17 protein-coding genes and 2 tRNA genes are annotated in these 18,147 nt (G+C 58.7%); 5 read left to right on the top strand and 14 right to left on the bottom strand.

From position 1 onward, the window contains the following. Positions 1-70 precede the first annotated feature (70 nt). The 3 genes from AB4O11_RS03650 to AB4O11_RS03640 all read left to right on the top strand — a co-directional run bounded on the left by AB4O11_RS03650 (position 71) and on the right by AB4O11_RS03640 (position 2,060). Positions 71-1,171 (top strand): DUF2817 domain-containing protein, encoded by a 1,101-nt coding sequence (locus AB4O11_RS03650; RefSeq protein WP_460088986.1) that lies wholly within the window; start codon positions 71-73, stop codon positions 1,169-1,171. A gap of 190 nt (positions 1,172-1,361) precedes the next feature. After that, positions 1,362-1,754 (top strand): helix-turn-helix domain-containing protein, encoded by a 393-nt coding sequence (locus tag AB4O11_RS03645; RefSeq protein WP_460088985.1) that lies wholly within the window; start codon positions 1,362-1,364, stop codon positions 1,752-1,754. 81 nt (positions 1,755-1,835) lie between these two features. Beyond that, positions 1,836-2,060, top strand: coding sequence for a SymE family type I addiction module toxin (locus tag AB4O11_RS03640; protein ID WP_039761255.1), 225 nt, complete (start codon positions 1,836-1,838; stop codon positions 2,058-2,060). A 364-nt stretch (positions 2,061-2,424) separates the two neighbouring features. On the opposite strand, the gene AB4O11_RS03635 is transcribed toward AB4O11_RS03640, so the two are convergent. The 6 genes from AB4O11_RS03635 to AB4O11_RS03610 all read right to left on the bottom strand — a co-directional run bounded on the left by AB4O11_RS03635 (position 2,425) and on the right by AB4O11_RS03610 (position 8,037). After that, positions 2,425-2,501 (bottom strand) — tRNA-Met (locus AB4O11_RS03635). Positions 2,502-2,587: 86 nt separating this feature from the next. Then, on the bottom strand, positions 2,588-4,042 hold the full coding sequence (locus AB4O11_RS03630; RefSeq protein WP_460130162.1) for an amidase: 1,455 nt from the start codon (positions 4,040-4,042) through the stop codon (positions 2,588-2,590). A gap of 60 nt (positions 4,043-4,102) precedes the next feature. Beyond that, positions 4,103-5,149 carry an ABC transporter substrate-binding protein gene (locus AB4O11_RS03625; RefSeq protein ID WP_093441473.1) on the bottom strand — a complete coding sequence of 349 codons (1,047 nt, stop codon included), beginning with the start codon at positions 5,147-5,149 and terminating at the stop codon, positions 4,103-4,105. Positions 5,150-5,176: 27 nt separating this feature from the next. Beyond that, positions 5,177-5,983, bottom strand: coding sequence for an ABC transporter permease (locus AB4O11_RS03620; protein ID WP_099757178.1), 807 nt, complete (start codon positions 5,981-5,983; stop codon positions 5,177-5,179). Then, the gene (locus AB4O11_RS03615) at positions 5,983-6,903 is read right to left on the bottom strand and encodes an ABC transporter permease (RefSeq protein WP_064120432.1); all 921 of its coding nucleotides are present in this window, start codon (positions 6,901-6,903) and stop codon (positions 5,983-5,985) included. Before AB4O11_RS03615 ends, AB4O11_RS03620 begins: the two co-directional genes overlap by 1 nt. Positions 6,904-6,918: 15 nt before the next feature. After that, positions 6,919-8,037 carry an ABC transporter ATP-binding protein gene (locus AB4O11_RS03610; RefSeq protein WP_460130160.1) on the bottom strand — a complete coding sequence of 373 codons (1,119 nt, stop codon included), beginning with the start codon at positions 8,035-8,037 and terminating at the stop codon, positions 6,919-6,921. Positions 8,038-8,263: 226 nt separating this feature from the next. On the opposite strand from AB4O11_RS03610, the gene AB4O11_RS03605 reads away from it, so the two are divergent. Beyond that, positions 8,264-9,166 carry a LysR substrate-binding domain-containing protein gene (locus tag AB4O11_RS03605; RefSeq protein ID WP_460130158.1) on the top strand — a complete coding sequence of 301 codons (903 nt, stop codon included), beginning with the start codon at positions 8,264-8,266 and terminating at the stop codon, positions 9,164-9,166. Here the strand turns inward: AB4O11_RS03605 and AB4O11_RS03600 are convergent. Beyond that, a complete protein-coding gene (locus AB4O11_RS03600) occupies positions 9,159-11,216 on the bottom strand; it encodes a methyl-accepting chemotaxis protein (protein ID WP_460130156.1) in 2,058 nt (685 codons plus the stop codon). The genes AB4O11_RS03605 and AB4O11_RS03600 overlap by 8 nt on opposite strands. A gap of 333 nt (positions 11,217-11,549) precedes the next feature. Here AB4O11_RS03600 and AB4O11_RS03595 point away from each other — a divergent pair, with 333 nt between their 5' ends. Continuing rightward, positions 11,550-12,767, top strand: coding sequence for an MFS transporter (locus AB4O11_RS03595; protein WP_460130154.1), 1,218 nt, complete (start codon positions 11,550-11,552; stop codon positions 12,765-12,767). Positions 12,768-12,951: 184 nt separating this feature from the next. Here AB4O11_RS03595 and ychF read toward each other — a convergent pair whose 3' ends face one another. The 7 genes from ychF to lolB form a co-directional block, all read right to left on the bottom strand. Continuing rightward, positions 12,952-14,052: a redox-regulated ATPase YchF gene (ychF, locus tag AB4O11_RS03590; protein ID WP_007912904.1), complete on the bottom strand. Its 1,101-nt coding sequence runs from the start codon at positions 14,050-14,052 to the stop codon at positions 12,952-12,954. 22 nt (positions 14,053-14,074) lie between these two features. Further along, entirely contained in the window at positions 14,075-14,659 is a 585-nt protein-coding gene (gene pth, locus AB4O11_RS03585) for an aminoacyl-tRNA hydrolase (protein WP_008079560.1), read from the bottom strand. Positions 14,660-14,830: 171 nt separating this feature from the next. Beyond that, on the bottom strand, positions 14,831-15,433 hold the full coding sequence (locus AB4O11_RS03580) for a 50S ribosomal protein L25/general stress protein Ctc (protein WP_093441442.1): 603 nt from the start codon (positions 15,431-15,433) through the stop codon (positions 14,831-14,833). 141 nt (positions 15,434-15,574) lie between these two features. Next, a complete protein-coding gene (locus AB4O11_RS03575) occupies positions 15,575-16,516 on the bottom strand; it encodes a ribose-phosphate pyrophosphokinase (protein WP_003171603.1) in 942 nt (313 codons plus the stop codon). A gap of 45 nt (positions 16,517-16,561) precedes the next feature. Next, positions 16,562-16,636 (bottom strand) — tRNA-Gln (locus AB4O11_RS03570). Positions 16,637-16,672: 36 nt separating this feature from the next. After that, entirely contained in the window at positions 16,673-17,524 is an 852-nt protein-coding gene (ispE, locus tag AB4O11_RS03565; protein WP_116255185.1) for a 4-(cytidine 5'-diphospho)-2-C-methyl-D-erythritol kinase, read from the bottom strand. A 3-nt stretch (positions 17,525-17,527) separates the two neighbouring features. After that, a complete protein-coding gene (gene lolB / locus AB4O11_RS03560) occupies positions 17,528-18,145 on the bottom strand; it encodes a lipoprotein insertase outer membrane protein LolB (RefSeq protein ID WP_038360912.1) in 618 nt (205 codons plus the stop codon). Positions 18,146-18,147 lie beyond the last annotated feature (2 nt).

Below are 18,147 nucleotides of genomic sequence, written 5' to 3'. Positions count from 1 at the left end.
GCCGTAATGCCGCTATCGCGAGCAGGCTCACTCCTACAGGTAAAGGCATAAAAATCACAAGAGGCCAGGCATGCACAGCGAGTTCCCCTCCGAGTCCAGCTACCACGATCAACGCGAACAGTTCATCGCCGCCGCCAATGCCGCCGGTGCCGCGCTCACCTCCTACGCACATCCACGCTGCGGGCCATTCGGCGAACCGCTGAGCACCGACGTCGCCGTGCTCGGCGATCCGCTGGCCAAGCGCCGGCTGGTAGCGCTCAGCGGTACCCACGGAGTCGAGGGCTATTACGGCTCGGATTGCCAGATCGAATGGCTGAAAACCTTCGCACCCGGATCGCTGCCCAAGGATGTCGCGGTGGTGATGGTGCACCTGATCAACCCATGGGGTACGGCGTGGTTACGCCGGGTCAACGAAGACAACATCGACCTCAACCGCAATCACCTCGATTTCACAGGACCCTTACCGGATAACCGCGCGTACGCGGCACTGCATGAAATCTACGCCTGCACCGATTTGCACGGCCCCGAGCGCCAACGTGCGGACGCCTTGCTCGATGCGCAAATCAACGAACACGGCTGGCCGGCGGTGATGTCGATTGTCGAGGGTGGTCAGCACAGTCATCCCGACGGACTGTTTTACGGTGGCCGCGCGCCGAGCTGGTCGAATCGCACGCTGCACCAAATCATCAAAACGCATCTGGCTGGCGCTGAAACCGTGATGTGTTTTGACCTGCACACCGGCGCCGGCGAGTACGGTCATCCGATGTTACTGACCATCACCCAGGCGCCTTACCCGGCACTCGCGCAGGCCCAGGCAATTTATGGCTCTTGGCTTTACACCCTGCACACCGGCGCCGACACCTTGAGCGAAACGGGTGTGGCGGCGACGGCTACGGGGTACACCTCACAGGCGTTGCTCAATGCTTTACCGGACGTGCAATTGATGCCGTTCGTGATCGAGTGCGGGACGTATCCGGGGCCGGCTGTGCATCGGCATTTACGTGATGACCATTGGCTGCATTTGCATGGTGATCCGCTGGATGCGGTAGGGCGCGAGATCAAACTGAATCTGCTCGAGCAGTTCTATCCGGCTGATCCGGATTGGCGGGCCATGGTCGGTTTGCGCACTCGACAAATCTGGGCGAAAGGGTTGTCGGCGTTGGCTTGCTGAAAAGGCATTTCGCGCCTGTAGTACCTCGCCGCAACTTGGCGGTTGCTCTGCATTTCTCCTACGGATTTTTCAGGTCGACAACTTACGCGCCCTTACCTGAGGATGGTTTCTATCGTTTTTTCCAGGATGGATTTCAGATGAAAAGGATGAGTCCGTTGCCATTCAACTCTATTTTCAGTCGGCCATTGTCATGAGTGTTTCCAATGAGGACCGCGATTTTCTGGTGGCGATGGGCAGTCGCATTGCTCACTTACGCACAGTTCACGAAATCACACAGACGCGGTTTGCAAGGGCTTTAGGTCTTTCCCGGCAAACCTTTCAGGGCTATGAGGAGGGTACGCGCAGCATGCCGGTCACGACACTGGTGAAATTGGCATTTGCGCTTCGCGTGCCTGTTGAAGACCTGCTCGGCGTTCCCTCGTACACGGAGAGGCCCAGACGCAGCTTGACCTCGACGTGGTATCGACGGTTGCAGTCCATCAATGAGCTTTCGAAGGTCCAACAGAAGGTCATTGCGCAGATGCTTGACGCCCTGATCGCACAGGCAGCGACCAAAGCGAGCGACGAAGAAAAAGAAATTTGAAGTAACCCAAAGAACGCGGAACCAAGGTGCGACAACACCCTGGCCCCGCTAACCACAAAGCAGCTTAAAAGGAGCTGAACCATGGCTAAAACCAATCATACGACATCAACCCCCATCACTGAACGCCGGTTGAAAATCGCCGCAGACTTTTACCCGGTCCACACCAAGGAAAAAACCTACAGCCCCGCCAAACCCGTACCCTGGATCAGACTGCGCGGCCTGTGGTTACGGCAGGCAGGATTCGAGGTGAACGAGAACGTCAAAGTGCGTGTGATGAAAGGCTGTCTGGTGATTACAGCGGAATAGATGAATCGTCCGAGTAAAGCCGCAACGCTATTTGCGTAGGAAAAAACGCCGCTAACCCTCAAGGGATAGCGGCTTTTTTTCTCAAGTAGCGCTTTTGATTATCTTGAATTTTATGGCGGGCGAGGCCCGTATTACCTGACTAAATGCCTGGTTGTGAGGAAGGCATTATCTTGAATTTGATATTTGCTTATGTGAAAAAAGGCGAAGTGCAAAATGTAAGAAAGTCTGACTGATGAGGGGCTGCGAGCGCACAGATCCAATCGAAAGGACTGAAGATAGACCTTTTGCAGGTGTGTAACCGGAAGGGGAGATTATTGCAGGCATAAAAAAACGGCCTACCTTTCGGTAAGCCGTTTTTAGTACTTGGTGGCTACACAGGGACTTGAACCCCGGACCCCAGCATTATGAATGCTATGCTCTAACCAACTGAGCTATGTAGCCAAGTGGCGCGCATTATTCCCCTGAAATGGAAAAGCGTCAAGCGTAAATTTAAAAATTTTTTCTACGCTTTCAACCGTTTATCAAAATCACTGCCTCAGCAGCGGCGAAGGGCAGCGTTGGAACCAGCGGCTGGCCTGCTCATACGCGTGCGCCAATTGCAGGACAGCGAAGTCGGCCTGGTGCTTGCCGATGATTTGCAGCCCCATCGGTAAACCGTCCGAATTGAACCCCGCCTGAACATTGGCGACCGGGCAACCCGACAACGTGCCGGGGATGACCACCTCCATCCAGCGGTGATAGGTATCCATCGCCACGCCTTCGATAGACGTTGGCCACGGCTGGGTTTTATCGAAAGGGAACACTTGGGCGCTGGGCAGCAGCAGGTAATCGTACTTTTCGAACAGCCGAGAAATCGCCCGATACCAATCGCTGCGCACCACTGAGGCGGCGAACACTTCGCTGGCCGATAGCTTCAAACCGTTTTCCACTTCCCAGATCGCCTCCGGTTTCAGCAATGCGCGTTTCTGCGGATCGGCATACGTCGCGCCAAGCGACCCCGCGACCATCCAGTGCCGCAACGTCCGCCAACTGCTCCACAGCCGCTCAGGCGCGAAATCCGGCTGAGCGGACTCAACGTGGCAGCCGAAGCTTTCAAAGTCGGCAAAGGTCTTCTCACACAGCGACAGAACGCCGTTCTCCATCGGCAGATAACCGTTGAAGTCGCCCAACCAACCCAACCGCGAGCCCTTGAAATCACGTTCCAGCGGCGCCGCAAACGCCTCACCGGATTCAGCGATGGACAGCGGCGCCCGAGCATCACCGCCAGCCTGCACCGACAACAGCAGCGCCGCATCTTTCACACTGCGCGCCATTGGCCCCTCATAACCGAGCTGATCAAAAAACAGATCGGCACTGTCATCAAACGGCACACGCCCCTGCGAAGGACGAAATCCAAAAATGTTGTTGAACGCCGCCGGATTACGCAGCGAACCCATCATGTCGCTGCCATCCGCCACCGGCACCATATGCATCGCCAGTGCCGCCGCCGCGCCGCCACTGCTGCCGCCCGCAGTTTTGCTCGAGTCATACGCGCAAGCGGTGGCGCCAAACAACGGGTTGTAACTTTGCGAGCCGAGGCCGAATTCCGGGGTGTTGGTCTTGCCGATGATGATCGCGCCGGCCGCCTTGATCCGCTCGACCATGATGCCGTCGCGATCAGGCACAAAATCCTTGTACAGCGGCGACCCCAGCGTGGTGCGAATACCTTGGGTCAGCGACAGATCCTTGATCGCGTGAGGCAAGCCATGCATCCAGCCACGGTACTCGCCGCGCGCCAGTTCGGCATCGCGCTCATTGGCCTGAGCCAGCAGATGTTCCGGCGATTGCAGGCTGATCAGCGCATTGACCAACGGATTGAAACGTTCGATATGGGCAAGATAAGTCTGCATCACTTCCCGGCAGGACACCTGGCGCAGGCGGATGCGGTCGGCGAGCGCGTGGGCCTGCAACAGGACCAGTTCGCTGATGTTATTAGAGTTCATTGCAAGCGGCCTTTCAGACGGCTGGAAAAGCGCCCCGCCAGTGCGACGGGGCGGTAAAGATCAACGCATCAGGTTGGTCCAGAGACGGTCGGCGAGGCGGATCGCGCCTTCGCCGCAGGTCTTGCTGAACACCACGTTAGTGCCCTCGGGAATGTGCAATTCCGGCGCGTCCTTGAGCGCCGCGTCGAGGAACGGTTCGACGCCTTTGATCGGGCTCTGGTGCTTGAGGAAGTTCTGCGTCATCGCCGAGTTTTCCGGCTGGCTGAGGAAGGCGATGAACGCCTTGGCATTCGCCGGATTCTTGCTGCCGGTAGGGATGACCATATTGTCGACCCAGGCCAGCACGCCTTCTTTCGGGTAGAGGTATTTCAGCGTCGGTTTCATCTCGCGGGCGCGCATCGACGAGCCGCCCCAGAACATCGACATGTCGATTTCACCCGAGGCAAGATTCTCGCGAATCGAGCCGGCCTTGGAGCTGTAGGTTTTCACGAACGGCTTCTGTGCCTTGAGCAAAGTCAGCACTTGCTGCATCTGTTTCGGGTCTTCGCTGCACAGCGGAATGTTCAGATAGAGGCTGGCCATGTCGACCATGTCGCTGACCGAGTCGAACATGTTGATACGCCCCTGCAATTCTGCTGGCGGCTCATACAAAACCTTGTAGCTGTCGGCCGGGCCTTTGTAGCGCGCCGAGTCCAGCACGACGCTGGTGGTGCCCCAGATGAATGGCACCGAATACGCGCCCTCCGGGTCCCAGCTCGGTTTTTTCAGGTTATCCACAACGCTGGCGTAGTAGGGTTCCTTGACCGGGTCGAAGCGCTCGAGCAGATTTTCCTTGATCAGGATCGGCACGAACTGGTGCGACGGAATCGCCACGTCATAACCGGCGCCGCCCTGTTTCAGTTTCGCCAGCAGCGTCTCGTTGGAGTCATAGGAATCGACGGTGACCTCGATGCCGGTCTGCTTCTGGAACTTGGCGAGAATCTCCGGCGAAAAGTAGCCGCTCCAGCTCACTACGTTGAGTTTTTCGGCGGCCTGAACACTGCCCATCATCGCCAGCGGCACAGTCAGAAACAACGAAGTGCCAACGCTTTTTATCCACTTGCTCATGCTATTTCCCCACAGGTCGTAGAAGGTTCAGGCGTTCTTTTTGCCCAACAGGTAAGAGAGGCTGACGAACAGCACCGAGACGCCGAGGATCAGCGTCGACACGGCGTTGACGTCGGGTGTCACGCCCATCCGTAGCAGGCCGAAAATGAAGATCGGCAGGGTCGTCGTGCCGGCCTGCGAGACCATCATCGAGATCACGAAGTTATCCAGCGAGACGATGAAGGCCAGCATCAGCCCGGAGAAAATCCCCGGCATCAGCAGCGGCAAAGTGACTTTGCGAAAGGTGCGCCACGGGCCGGCGTAGAGGTCGGCGGAGGCTTGTTCCAGCGACAGGTCCATGTCGTTCAGTCGTGCCCGAATCGGCAGGTAGGCGAAGGGAATGCAGAACACCGTGTGCGCGATGATCAGGTTGCCGTAACCCAGCGACAGACCGATGGTGGAGAACAGCGCCAGCGTCGCCACACCGACGACAATTTCTGGCAAAACCAGCGGCAACATGATCGCGCCCATCGACAAGTGCAGGCCCTTGAACTTGGCGCCGCGCGAGGTGCCGAGGGCGGCGAGGGTGGCAATCACCGTGGCGATCATGCTTGCGCAGACGGCGATCAATAGGCTGTTGCCAGCGGCCTGGCGCAGGGCCTGATTGGCGAACGCGGCGCGATACCAATCGAGGCTGAATCCGGTCCACACCGTCGCCGATTGGTTGGCATTGAAGGAGAACACCACCAGCACCACGATCGGCGCATACAGGTACAGATAGAATAGAAAACTGAAGCCGCCGAAACCGGGGAAGTCCTGCACGCCCAGGCCTTTGCGTTTGAATAATGCAAGCATCACGCACCTCCTTTGGCGATGCGCTGGCGCTCGGCGCGCAGGGCATACACGGTCAGCACCAGCATCACGGCGGCCATCAGCACCAGCGACAACGCTGCACCAAACGGCCAGTTACGCGCATCGCTGAACTGCCGGAAGATCAGGTTGCCGAGCATCATTCGCGTGCCGCCACCGAGCAGTTCCGGGGCGATCATCGCGCCCAGGCACGGTACAAAAGTGAGGATCGCGCCGGCGAGAATTCCCGGTTTGGCGATGGGCAAAACCACTTTGCGCAAGGTGCGTATGCGTCCGGCGTAGAGATCCTGCGCGGCTTCGAGCAGGCGGATGTCCATCTTTTCCAGCGTCGCGTAGATCGGCAAAACCACGAATGGCGCATAGGTGTAAACCAGCCCCAGCAGCACCGCGCCGTCGGTGTAGAGCAACTGCAACGGTTCGTGGATAACGCCCATGCCCATCAGGCTGTTGTTGATCACCCCGGTGTTGCGCAGCAGCAGAATCCACGCGTAAGTGCGGATCAGCAGGTTGGCCCAGAACGGCACGGTGATCAGAAAGATCAGCAAGCCACGGCGATGCGCCGGTTGCATGGCCAGCCACACCGCCACCGGAAAACCGATCAACAACGTGATGATCGTGGTCAGCCCGGCAATGCCGATCGAGCGCAGGGCGATGATCAAATACGAGTCGGCAAACGCGAGGCTGTCGTCAAGTTGCCGCTCGAACAGCAGTGAGGTATAGGCGTCGCTGCTGAAGACTTTGTTGACCCCGCCGTAGGGGTTGGCCTCCATCAGCGAATAGCCGATGACGATCAGAATCGGCACCAGCAGAAACAGGCCGATGGCGATCAGCGCCGGGCTGACCCCGAGGAAGCTCTGGAAAGCCTTGCGGCGTTCCAGCGTGTTGGCAATCGGTAAGGCGTGCATGGCAATTCCTCCGGCTCAATCGTGCAGGACGCTGGCGCTTCCACGGTCGAACAACAGACCGGCCTGACTGCCGACGGCGAAACGCAGGCTCTGGTCGACGCAGTTGGGTGTACGCACGGTGAGGCGCGAACCGTCGCTGATGCTGACCTGATATTGCAGATCGGTGCCGAGATAGATCTGCGCTTCGATCCGGCACGGCAGCGCGTTTTCGGTAGCCGCTGGTACCAGATGCAGACGCTCAGGTCGAACCGACAAGGTGACATTGGCGCCGACCTGCACATCGCTGCACGGTTGCGCCGGCAATGGATGACCCGCCGGGCCGGCGAACCACGCCTGACCGTTTTCCACGCGAGTGACTGTGCCTTCGATGAAATTGGTTTCGCCAATGAAGTCGGCGACGAAGCGATTGCGCGGCCGTTCGTAGATGTCTTCTGGCCGACCGACCTGCTGCACTTCGCCTTCGGAGAGCACGGCAATACGGTCGGACATGGTCAGCGCTTCTTCCTGGTCGTGGGTGACGAAGATGAAGGTAATGCCGGTCTTGGCCTGGATGGTTTTCAACTCTTCGCGCATCGCCTGACGCAGCTTGAGGTCGAGTGCCGACAGTGGCTCATCGAGCAGCAACACTTTCGGATGAGGTGCCAAAGCGCGGGCGAGGGCGACACGTTGTTGCTGGCCGCCAGAGAGTTGCGCCGGCTTGCGATTGGCGAAGCGCTCCATCTGCACCAGCGCCAACATCTCGCGCACGCGCTCGGCGATTTGCGCCTTGCTGAGGACTTTGCCCATTGGGTGCGATTCGAGGCCGAAGGCCAGATTCTCGGCGATGGTCATGTGCGGGAACAGCGCGTAATGCTGGAACACCGTGTTGACCGGACGCTGGAACGGCGGGCGATCAGCGATGTTTTCGCCGTAGAGCAGGATCTCGCCTTCGGTGGGAAATTCGAAACCGGCGATCATCCGCAGCAGCGTGGTCTTGCCGCAGCCGGAAGGGCCGAGAAGGGTGAAGAATTCGTTGTCGCGAATGTCCAGGTCGATGCTTTTCAGCGCCACCGGACCGGTCTGCGGATCACCGTAAACCTTGCGCACCGAGCGGATCGAGACCGCCAGCGTTTGCAGCGAATGCAGGGCATTCATGCGTTACCTCCGATTCCCCCATCGCCTGTGACTCGCTTTGCAAAGCGTTGCCGTCGGGCCATGGATATTATTTTTTTGGGCAGGATCGAGATTGCGTTCGGGTGTGAAACCAGCTGTTTTTTTGTTCTGCTGTGGCTCGATTATCAGCCAGGGGTTGCGCGGCGCGACACTTCAATTTAAACATGGCAGGTGTTAGTAAATTTAACAGCCGAAGGTGCCAGGAATCATGCCCGACCACCGTTTGCCGCCGCTCAACGCGGTGCGCGCCTTTGATGCCGCTGCCCGTTTGGGCAGCTATGTCGAAGCCTCGAAAGCCCTGCACGTGACCCAGCCTGCGATTGGCCGCCACGTGAAATTGCTCGAGGACTGGCTGGGCATTCAATTGTTCGAGCGCACCTCGCGCGGGGTCAACCTGACGCCAGCGGGGGAGAAGTATCACCGCAAGATCAGCACCGCTTTGCAGTTGATCATCGAGGCGGGCAAAGAAGCGCAGCCGAAAGATGCCGAGCGCTGGCTGCGGATCATGGTGGTGCCGGGTTTCGCCAAACGCTGGTTGATGCCTCGGATCGAAGCGCTGCGGCATCTGCGCCCGGGATTGAAACTGGCGATCGAGCCGAACTCCACTTTTACCGAAGTCGATGGCAAGAGCGCCGATCTGGGCATCGTCTACGGCCTCGACGGGCAATATGCCGACTCACGGGAAGCGCTGATTTGCCCACGGGTTTTTCCGATCTGCACGCCGGCGTATCTGGCCAGCATCGCACCGATCAACAGCCCGGCTGATCTGGTCAGAAACGATCTGATCCACGTCGATGACGGCGAATGGTGGAACCTCTGGTTCGCCGCGCACGACCTCGATATCCACCTCAATTCCGACATGCTCTACGTCAACAACGATCACGCGCTGTCGGTCGCCGAGAGCGGGCAGGGCATCGCGCTGGCCAACGAGGTGCTGGTGCGCCATGAACTGGCCAGCGGCAAACTGGTGCGCGCGGTCGACGCTCAGGTGAAGCTTGAGAGTTATCGGGTGCTGACGCCGTCCGCCGAACTCTCGGCGGATGTGGCGTGGTTTATTCAATGGCTCAAGGCTGAACTGGAAACGGACTTCCCTGAGGCGGTGATCAACTGAGGCGGAAGCGTGCGGTGTTGTCACTCAGCGCTTTGCTGCCCTGGCTCAGGGTGTCCGCCGCCAGATTCACCGCCCGTGCGCCTTCAAGCAAACGTACGGCCGCCTGATCAACCTGCTGAATATTGCCGCTGACTTCGTCGGCGGTACTCGCTTGCTCTTCAACCGCTGTGGCGATCTGCGCCAGGGTGTCGGTGACGCTTTGCACGGCGCTGGCGATTTCGCCCAGGCGTTCACCGAGACCAGTCACCGACTCGGCATCGGTTTGCGCCTGGCCGCACGCCGCTTCCATCAAACTCACGGCTTCGTTGACCGTCGCGCGCAAGCTGTCGACCGTACCGGCGATCTGCGCGGTGGACGACTGTGTACGTTGTGAAAGGCTGCGCACTTCATCGGCGACCACGGCGAAACCGCGTCCCTGTTCACCCGCGCGAGCAGCCTCGATGGCTGCGTTGAGCGCCAGCAGATTGGTTTGTTCGGCGACGCCGCGAATGGTGTCGACGACCAATTGAATCTGCTGACCTTGTTCACTGACCCGACCCAACGCCGCAGCCGTTTCATTCAAACGCTGATTGAGCTGCTGAATACTCGCCGTGGTGCGCTGGCTGTCGCGGCTGCTGTCGGCGGCGATGCGCCGGGTGTGTTGGGCGCTGCCGGAAGCCTGTTCGCAGCTCTGCGCCACGCCTTGCGACGTTGCGGCCAACTGCGTGGCGGCTGCGGCGATCTGGCTGATCTGCAATTGCTGCGCTTCGACTTCACTGAGGGCGCCGCTGGAATGCTCGTTGAGACTGCGCACCGCGTTGCTCAGTTGCGAAGTCTCGTGATCGACGCCAAGCATGCTGCTACGCAGTTGCACCACGGCAACGTTGAGTGCAGTGCTGATCGCGGCCAGCTCATCGCGGCCCACCACCGGCACTTGCAAGCTCAGGTTGCCATCGCGCAGGGCTTCGGCGAGCAGGGTGATGCCGCTGGCGCTGCGACGGATCGAGGCTTGCAGGCAGACAAACAGGTACAACGCCGCGAGCAGCAGGCAGCCGAAAATCGCCGCGACGATGATGAACTGGCGGATCGCTGAGCTGTGGTAAGCGTCAAGTCGTTGATCCAGCGACACCAGCGATTGCTGGCGCAGTGCGGCTAGGTCGGTCAGCAGCGCATCGAGGCTGCGTTCGAACTCTTCGGGTTTGAGATTGATAGAGCCGCCGAATACGCCGTCGTCCAACACCTTCAGACCGCTGTCGAGGTTTTTGAGGCTGTCGTGGTATTGGCTGGCCCAGCTCTGCTGATCTTTCGGCAGGCGTGCTTCGAGCAGCGTGGCGGTTTTGACCAATTGCTCGCGGGCGTCACCGATGCGGCTGCGCAGGTCGCGCAACTGCAGACGGCTTTGCAGGGTGAACTGGCCCGAGACTACTGAAGCCTGGCCGACGGCAGCGAGGCGTCCAACGCGTTCGATCAGGTCCGGGGCGTGTTGCGTGGAGATCTGCGTGAGCAGATAAGTTTCCAGCCACGGTGCGAGCGTCAGGCGATTGTCCATGACGATCTGCTCGCGCAACGCTTGCAGGGCGCTGAGGGCGTTGGTGAAACGGTCGTAACCGTCCGGCCACCAACCGACACCGCTGAGGCTTTTCGAGTCCAGGCCGTTGAGCGCGGTTTGCAGCGCTTGATAGCGGGTGAGTGTTTCCCCCTCGGCGCCTTCATTTTTCAGCGCAGCGCCTAAATCGGTGGTGGCTTGCAGAACCGCCGGTTGCACCGCGTCGAATGCGCCCATGGCGGCGAGGGTGGCCGGCGTCGGTTGGCGATTGGTTTCCGTGGCGCGCCAGCGCGCGGCGTGGTCACGTTGGGCGGCGAGCAGGTTGTCCAGCGCATCCAGCGCGAGCAACTGACGCACGCCGGCACGTTCGCCGGAAATCAGATTGAGTTTGTCGCGATAGTCCTGGCCAATCATCAACAGGCTGCCGGCCAACGGCAGAATGAACAGCAGAAACAACAACTGGAATTTACCTGCGAAGCCAAACCGCCCCAGCAATTTGATCCCCGGTGAAAGGAAAGCCTGCATGCCCCATGACTCCTCTGGACACCACGCACCAATGGCGTGCATCGCGGTCGTGCGACGTTGATGTTGTGCCCTGCTAAAAGGCCTCGAAAGTTCACTCTCGCCCGCTCTGTAGGCCGGCTCTGTAGCGAAACTTCCCATTGTCGGTCGCCTTTGTAAGGCGCCCGCGTTCAAGGGATGTAGCAAGGCAAGATTCAGACCATGGCGTTGCGCTATCACCTTGCAGTCGACGACCAGTCAGTTAGTTAGCTGGCTAAGGGGATGGCGCTGGCGCACCGAAAAATGGCACATTGACGCACCTGCCTGCGTGCACCCATCTGCTGTCCGGAAACTTTCATGGCTATCAGCAACGTTCAGACCGCCGCTGCCACGGCGCCCGCTGCTCCGCAAAGCAACCCATTGGTGATGCGTATCATCGGCGCGGTGGCGCTGGCGCATTTGATCAACGACCTGATCCAGTCGGTGCTGCCGTCGATTTACCCGATGCTCAAGGCCAATTACGGCCTGACCTTTACTCAGGTCGGCCTGATTACTCTGACCTTTCAGCTGACCGCATCTTTGTTGCAGCCGTGGGTCGGTTATCACACCGATCGGCATCCGAAACCGTGGTTGTTGCCGGCCGGGTCGATTTGCACGTTGATTGGCATCGTGATGATGTCGATGGTCGGCAGTTTCCCGTTGATTCTGTTGGCGGCGGCGCTCATCGGTATCGGTTCCTCGACGTTCCACCCCGAAGCCTCGCGGATCGCACGACTCGCCTCGGGCGGACGCTTTGGTCTGGCGCAATCGACCTTCCAGGTCGGCGGTAACGCCGGTTCCGCGTTCGGTCCGTTGCTGGCGGCGGCGATCATCATTCCGTTCGGTCAGGCCAACGTGGCGTGGTTCGGCCTGTTCGCGGTGTTTGCGCTGTTCGTGCTGTACCGCATCAGTCGCTGGTACGCCCATCACCTCAATCTGTTCAAGCTCAAGGCCGGTCAGGCAGCGACTCACGGGCTGTCGAAGGGCAGGGTGATCAGTGCGTTGGTGGTGCTGGGGCTGTTGGTGTTCTCCAAGTATTTCTACATGGCCAGCCTGACCAGCTATTTCACCTTTTACCTGATCGAGAAGTTCGACCTGTCGGTGGCCAGTTCGCAACTGCACCTGTTCCTGTTCTTGGGCGCGGTGGCGGCGGGGACGTTCTTCGGTGGGCCGATCGGCGACAAGATCGGGCGTAAGGCGGTGATCTGGTTCTCGATCCTCGGTGTGGCGCCGTTCACGTTGCTGATGCCTCACGTCGATCTGTTCTGGACCACTGTTCTCAGTGTGGTGATCGGCTTCATTCTGGCCTCGGCGTTCTCGGCGATTGTGGTTTATGCGCAGGAACTGGTGCCGGGCAATGTCGGGATGATTGCCGGAATCTTCTTCGGTTTGATGTTTGGTTTTGGCGGGATTGGCGCGGCGCTGCTGGGGCACCTGGCGGATATTCACGGGATTGAGTACGTGTATTTCCTCTGTTCGTTCTTGCCGTTGTTTGGCGTGTTGGCAATCTTCTTGCCGCGTACCAAAAAGGCCTGACGCCACACCATTCCCAACTGTGGGAGCGAGCTTGCTCGCGAAGAGGGCGTGTCAGGCGACGAATGTTTACCTGACACACCCTCTTCGCGAGCAAGCTCGCTCCCACAGGGGAAATGTGTTGGGCCATAAATCGCAGGCACAAAAAAGCCGCGTATCAAACGCGGCTTTTTCTTGGGCGTAACGTTTACACGTTGAAGCGGAAGTGCATCACGTCGCCGTCTTTGACGATGTAATCCTTGCCTTCCAGACGCCATTTACCGGCCTCTTTGGTGCCAGCTTCGCCCTTGTACTGGATGAAGTCGTTGTAGGCGATCACTTCGGCGCGGATAAAGCCTTTCTCGAAGTCGGTGTGGATCACGCCGGCAGCCTGAGGTGCGGTGGCACCGACTTTGACGGTCCAGGCGCGGACTTCTTCGACACCGGCGGTGAAGTAGGTCTGCAGGTGCAGCATTTCGTAGCCGGCGCGGATCACGCGGTTCAGGCCAGGCTCTTCCAGGCCCAGGGCCTCGAGGAACATGTCCTTCTCTTCGCCGTCATCCAGTTCGGCGATTTCCGCTTCGATCTTGTTGCAGACCGGAACGACCATCGCGCCTTCTTCTTCGGCGATGGCGCGAACCACGTCCAGGTGCGGGTTGTTCTCGAAACCGTCTTCAGCAACGTTGGCGATGTACATGACCGGTTTGGTGGTCAGCAGGTGGAAGCCCTTGATCACCGCTTTTTCGTCAGCGCTCATGTTCTTCATCAGGCTGCGCGCCGGTTTGGCTTCGGTGAAGTGCGCGATCAGTTGCTCAAGCAAGGCTTTCTGAACCACGGCATCCTTGTCTCCGCCCTTGGCGTTGCGCGCGACTTTCTGCAGTTGTTTCTCGCAGCTGTCGAGGTCGGCGAAGATCAGTTCCAGGTCGATGATTTCGATGTCGCGTTTCGGGTCGACGCTGTTGGACACGTGGATCACGTTTTCGTCTTCGAAGCAGCGCACGACGTGAGCGATCGCGTCGGTTTCACGGATGTTGGCCAGGAACTTGTTGCCCAGGCCTTCACCTTTCGAGGCGCCGGCAACCAGGCCTGCGATGTCGACGAATTCCATGGTGGTCGGCAGGATGCGCTTCGGATTGACGATGGCCGCCAGTGCTTCCAGGCGCGGATCCGGCATCGGCACGATGCCGCTGTTCGGCTCGATGGTGCAGAAGGGGAAGTTCTCGGCCGCGATACCGGATTTGGTCAGGGCGTTGAACAGGGTGGACTTGCCGACGTTAGGCAGGCCGACGATGCCGCAATTGAATCCCATGGTGTTTCCCCTCGGAGTAGAGTCAGGCCTTCTGGCTGTGCAGGTTTTTCATCGCGCGGTTCCATTCACCGGCGAGGATATCCGGCAGCACGCCGAGGGCAAAGTCGATGCTGGCATCGAGTTTTTCCTGTTCGGCGCGTGGCGCACGACCCAGGACGAAATTTGAAACCATACTGGCGACGCCCGGGTGGCCAATGCCAAGCCGCAGGCGGTAGAACGTATTCTGATTGCCCAGTTGCGCAATGATGTCGCGCAACCCGTTGTGACCGCCATGGCCGCCGCCCTGCTTGAGCTTGGCAACGCCCGGAGGCAAGTCGAGTTCGTCATGCGCCACCAGAATTTCTTCAGGCTTGATGCGGAAGAAACCGGCGAGTGCCGCCACGGCCTGGCCGCTGCGGTTCATGTAGGTGGTGGGAATCAGCAGACGAACATCCTGACCCTGATGCGAATAGCGCCCGGTCAGGCCGAAATATTTGCGATCGGCCACAAGATTCACATTCTGTGCGTGGGCGATGCGCTCAACAAAAAGGGCCCCTGCGTTATGCCGGGTCTGGTCGTATTCGGCGCCTGGATTTCCCAGGCCAACGATCAGTTTGATGGCAGTCACGATAGGGGCCCTTCCTTTGAGTGGTGAGTAACATCGCCGTGATCAGGCAAAGCGGCGAAAGTGGACGAAAAATGCTCATTTACCATGGATGTAAACTCCGCGTTCTCGCCCGCTTTCTCGCTACGTTCCAGTCCGCGATGTTACTTGCTCACTCAGGCTAAACAGAGTGAATTACTCTGCTGCGCCTTCTTCGGTAGCTTCTGGAGCAACGCGTGGAGCGTGTACGTTTGCAACAGCTTTGTCGTCACCGTGAGCCAGTGCAACGAACTCAACGCCTTTAGGGGCTTTGATGTCGGACAGGTGGACGATTGCGCCGATTTCCAGAGCCGACAGGTCGACTTCGATGAACTCAGGCAGATCTTTCGGCAGGCAAGTTACTTCGATTTCGTTCAGGACGTGCGAGATCTCGCCGCCTTTCTTGATCGGAGCTTCTTCACCAACAAAGTGCACAGGCACGATAGCGGTCAGTTTCTGACCGGCTACGACGCGTACGAAGTCAGCGTGCAGAACGTGACCCTTGGATGGGTGACGTTGCAGAGCTTTGATGATGACGTTCTGCTTTTTGCCGCCAACGTTCAGTTCGATAACGTGGCTGTAGGCAGCTTCGTTTTCGAGCAGTTTGGCAACTTCTTTGGCCAGCATGCTGATGGATTCAGGGGCTTTTTCGCCACCGTAAACAACAGCTGGAACCAGAGCGGCGAGACGACGCAGGCGGCGGCTCGCACCTTTCCCCAGGTCGGAACGCACTTCAGCATTCAGAGTAAAATCGTTCATTTTGTATCTCCAAAATAGCCATGACCGAGTGGCGTTTGCGACCAGCGCCGAACACGGTATGGGCAAAAAAGCCCCGCCCCGGCAGGAATGCCGGGGCGGGGCGCTTTTCGTCAACGAGACATTTCGAGAAGGGCAGGGCCCTTAACGGAACATCGCGCTGATCGATTCTTCATTGCTGATGCGGCGAACCGCTTCGGCAACAACCGGTGCGATATCCAGTTGACGGATACGTGCACAGGCTTGTGCTGCAGCGGACAGCGGGATGGTGTTAGTCACCACCAGCTCGTCCAGCACGGAATTTTCGATATTCTCGATGGCCCGACCCGACAGCACAGGGTGTGTGCAGTAGGCAAAGACCTTGGCTGCGCCATGCTCTTTCAGGGCCTTGGCCGCGTGGCACAGAGTGCCGGCGGTATCGACCATGTCATCGACCAGAATGCAGGTACGCCCTTCGACATCACCGATGATATGCATCACTTCAGAGTGATTGGCTTTCTCACGGCGTTTGTCGATGATCCCGAGGTCCACGCCCAGGGATTTGGCAACAGCACGTGCACGCACGACGCCACCAATGTCCGGGGACACGATCATCAGGTTTTCGAAGCGCTGATCTTCAATGTCATCCACCAGAACCGGGGAGCCGTAGATGTTATCTACCGGAATATCGAAGAAACCCTGAATCTGGTCAGCATGCAGATCAACCGTGAGAACACGGTCAATGCCGACTACGGTAAGCATGTCAGCAACGACTTTCGCGCTGATAGCCACACGTGCGGAACGCGGACGGCGATCCTGACGGGCATAACCAAAATAAGGAATAACAGCAGTGATACGAGTAGCCGAGGAGCGGCGGAAGGCATCAGCCATCACTACCAGTTCCATCAGGTTATCGTTGGTCGGAGCGCAAGTCGGCTGAATAATGAAAACGTCTTTACCGCGAACGTTTTCATTGATCTCGGCAGTAATTTCGCCGTCGGAGAACTTACCGACAGAGATGTCACCGAGAGGGATATGCAGCTGACGTACAACACGCCGAGCCAGATCGGGGTTAGCATTCCCCGTAAAGACCATCATCTTGGACACGCGCAGTACCTAGAGGCTGAGGGTAACCTGGATGAGTATAGAAAATGGCAGGGGCGGCTGGATTCGAACCAACGCATGGCAGGATCAAAACCTGCTGCCTTACCGCTTGGCGACGCCCCTGTATCTGTTGCATCAAGTGCCGTGCACTTGGTTCCTTTAGAGCAGACTTTGCAGCTTGCGGTGCAACATCGAAACGTTGCTGCCTTTGGCTACAAACCCTGTAAGGGTCTCTGTCAGAAGGGCCGAGACTTTATCAGCTTCAGCTTTGCTTGGGAAGCCCCCAAACACACAACTTCCAGTTCCGGTGAGCTTTGCTTCGGTAAATTTACCTAACAAATCCAATGCGTTACGTACTTCTGGATAACGCCTTGCAACCACCGGCAAGCAGTCATTTCGACTGTTTCCCTCGGGAACGGGGCGCACTTTAATGGGCGGCGTGTTACGTGTCAACAAAGGATCGGAAAAAATTTCTGCCGTACTTACAGAGACTTGCGGCACGAGCACCAGATACCACGGTTCTTCGGGATCCACGGGGGTGAGTTTCTCGCCCACGCCCTCGGCAAACGCCGCGTGGCCACGGACGAAAACCGGTACGTCGGCCCCCAGCGAAAGGCCTAGTGCAGCCAGGCGATCTTCATCCCAACCCAACTGCCACAAATGATTCAGGCCGAGCAAAGTCGTCGCCGCGTTCGAACTGCCGCCACCGATACCGCCGCCCATGGGCAGGACTTTATCAATCCAGATATCGATGCCGAGCGAGCAACCGGACTGTTGCTGGAGCATTTTTGCTGCACGCACGATCAGGTTGCTGTCATGCGGCACGCCGGCGAACTCGGTGTGCAACTGAATCACGCCGTCATCGCGCACGGCAAAAGTGATTTCATCGCCGTAATCGACAAACTGAAACAGCGTCTGCAATTCGTGATAGCCGTCTTCACGGCGACCGAGAATGTGCAGCATCAGGTTGAGTTTGGCCGGCGACGGCAGGGTCAGGCGTGCTGCGGTCATGGGTTACTGCCCCAACTTGCGCGGTTGCCAGGTCTTGATCACCAGCGTCACGTCGAGGTCAGTGCCGTGCAGTTTGATGCGCTCGGGCAACCAGTAACCGTTTTGTTCGGTGTAAGCGGTGTATTCGACCTTCCAGCCATCCTGTTCCAGGTTGGCCAGGCGGCTGTTGGCGTCCAGATTCAGGCGACTTTTGCTGTCCGGAGCCGGCAGGCCACGCACCCACCAGGCCAGATTCGACACCGGCAGTTTCCAGCCAAGCTGTTCTTCGAGCAGGGCTTCAGGGGACTGCGATTCGTAGCGCCCCTGATTGGCGACTTCCAGCGACACTTTGCCCGGACGCCCGGTCAGGCGTGCGGCGCCACGACCCAGCGGGCCGGACAAACGAATGTCGTAGTAATCCTGACGTTGCAGCCAGAACAGTGTGCCGCTACCGGAATCTTTCGGTGCGCGGATGCCAATCTTGCCGTCGATCTGCCAGCCATCAAGGCCGGTCAGCTGTTGTTTGTTAGCGGCCCATTGAGCCGGACTGCCGTGGCCCTCGACCGATTCGCGGGTACCAAAACCCGAGCAGCCGGCGAGCAGGGCGATGAAGCTGAAAACAATAACGTGGCGCAAAAACATGG

It is taken from the genome of Pseudomonas sp. H1_D05, assembly GCF_054682705.1.
This window is presented reverse-complemented; position numbering and strand designations above follow the sequence as displayed.

What these genes read in the sequence shown, in the direction of transcription:
- AB4O11_RS03620 (WP_099757178.1), bottom strand. Translation starts at nt 5,983, where the DNA reads ATGCTTGCATTATTCAAACGCAAAGGCCTGGGCGTGCAGGACTTCCCC.
- AB4O11_RS03640 (WP_039761255.1), top strand. Translation starts at nt 1,836, where the DNA reads ATGGCTAAAACCAATCATACGACATCAACCCCCATCACTGAACGCCGG.
- lolB (WP_038360912.1), bottom strand. Translation starts at nt 18,145, where the DNA reads ATGTTTTTGCGCCACGTTATTGTTTTCAGCTTCATCGCCCTGCTCGCC.
- AB4O11_RS03610 (WP_460130160.1), bottom strand. Translation starts at nt 8,037, where the DNA reads ATGAATGCCCTGCATTCGCTGCAAACGCTGGCGGTCTCGATCCGCTCG.
- ispE (WP_116255185.1), bottom strand. Translation starts at nt 17,524, where the DNA reads ATGACCGCAGCACGCCTGACCCTGCCGTCGCCGGCCAAACTCAACCTG.
- AB4O11_RS03600 (WP_460130156.1), bottom strand. Translation starts at nt 11,216, where the DNA reads ATGCAGGCTTTCCTTTCACCGGGGATCAAATTGCTGGGGCGGTTTGGC.
- AB4O11_RS03630 (WP_460130162.1), bottom strand. Translation starts at nt 4,042, where the DNA reads ATGAACTCTAATAACATCAGCGAACTGGTCCTGTTGCAGGCCCACGCG.
- AB4O11_RS03650 (WP_460088986.1), top strand. Translation starts at nt 71, where the DNA reads ATGCACAGCGAGTTCCCCTCCGAGTCCAGCTACCACGATCAACGCGAA.
- AB4O11_RS03595 (WP_460130154.1), top strand. Translation starts at nt 11,550, where the DNA reads ATGGCTATCAGCAACGTTCAGACCGCCGCTGCCACGGCGCCCGCTGCT.
- AB4O11_RS03625 (WP_093441473.1), bottom strand. Translation starts at nt 5,149, where the DNA reads ATGAGCAAGTGGATAAAAAGCGTTGGCACTTCGTTGTTTCTGACTGTG.
- AB4O11_RS03645 (WP_460088985.1), top strand. Translation starts at nt 1,362, where the DNA reads ATGAGTGTTTCCAATGAGGACCGCGATTTTCTGGTGGCGATGGGCAGT.
- AB4O11_RS03580 (WP_093441442.1), bottom strand. Translation starts at nt 15,433, where the DNA reads ATGAACGATTTTACTCTGAATGCTGAAGTGCGTTCCGACCTGGGGAAA.
- AB4O11_RS03615 (WP_064120432.1), bottom strand. Translation starts at nt 6,903, where the DNA reads ATGCACGCCTTACCGATTGCCAACACGCTGGAACGCCGCAAGGCTTTC.
- ychF (WP_007912904.1), bottom strand. Translation starts at nt 14,052, where the DNA reads ATGGGATTCAATTGCGGCATCGTCGGCCTGCCTAACGTCGGCAAGTCC.
- AB4O11_RS03605 (WP_460130158.1), top strand. Translation starts at nt 8,264, where the DNA reads ATGCCCGACCACCGTTTGCCGCCGCTCAACGCGGTGCGCGCCTTTGAT.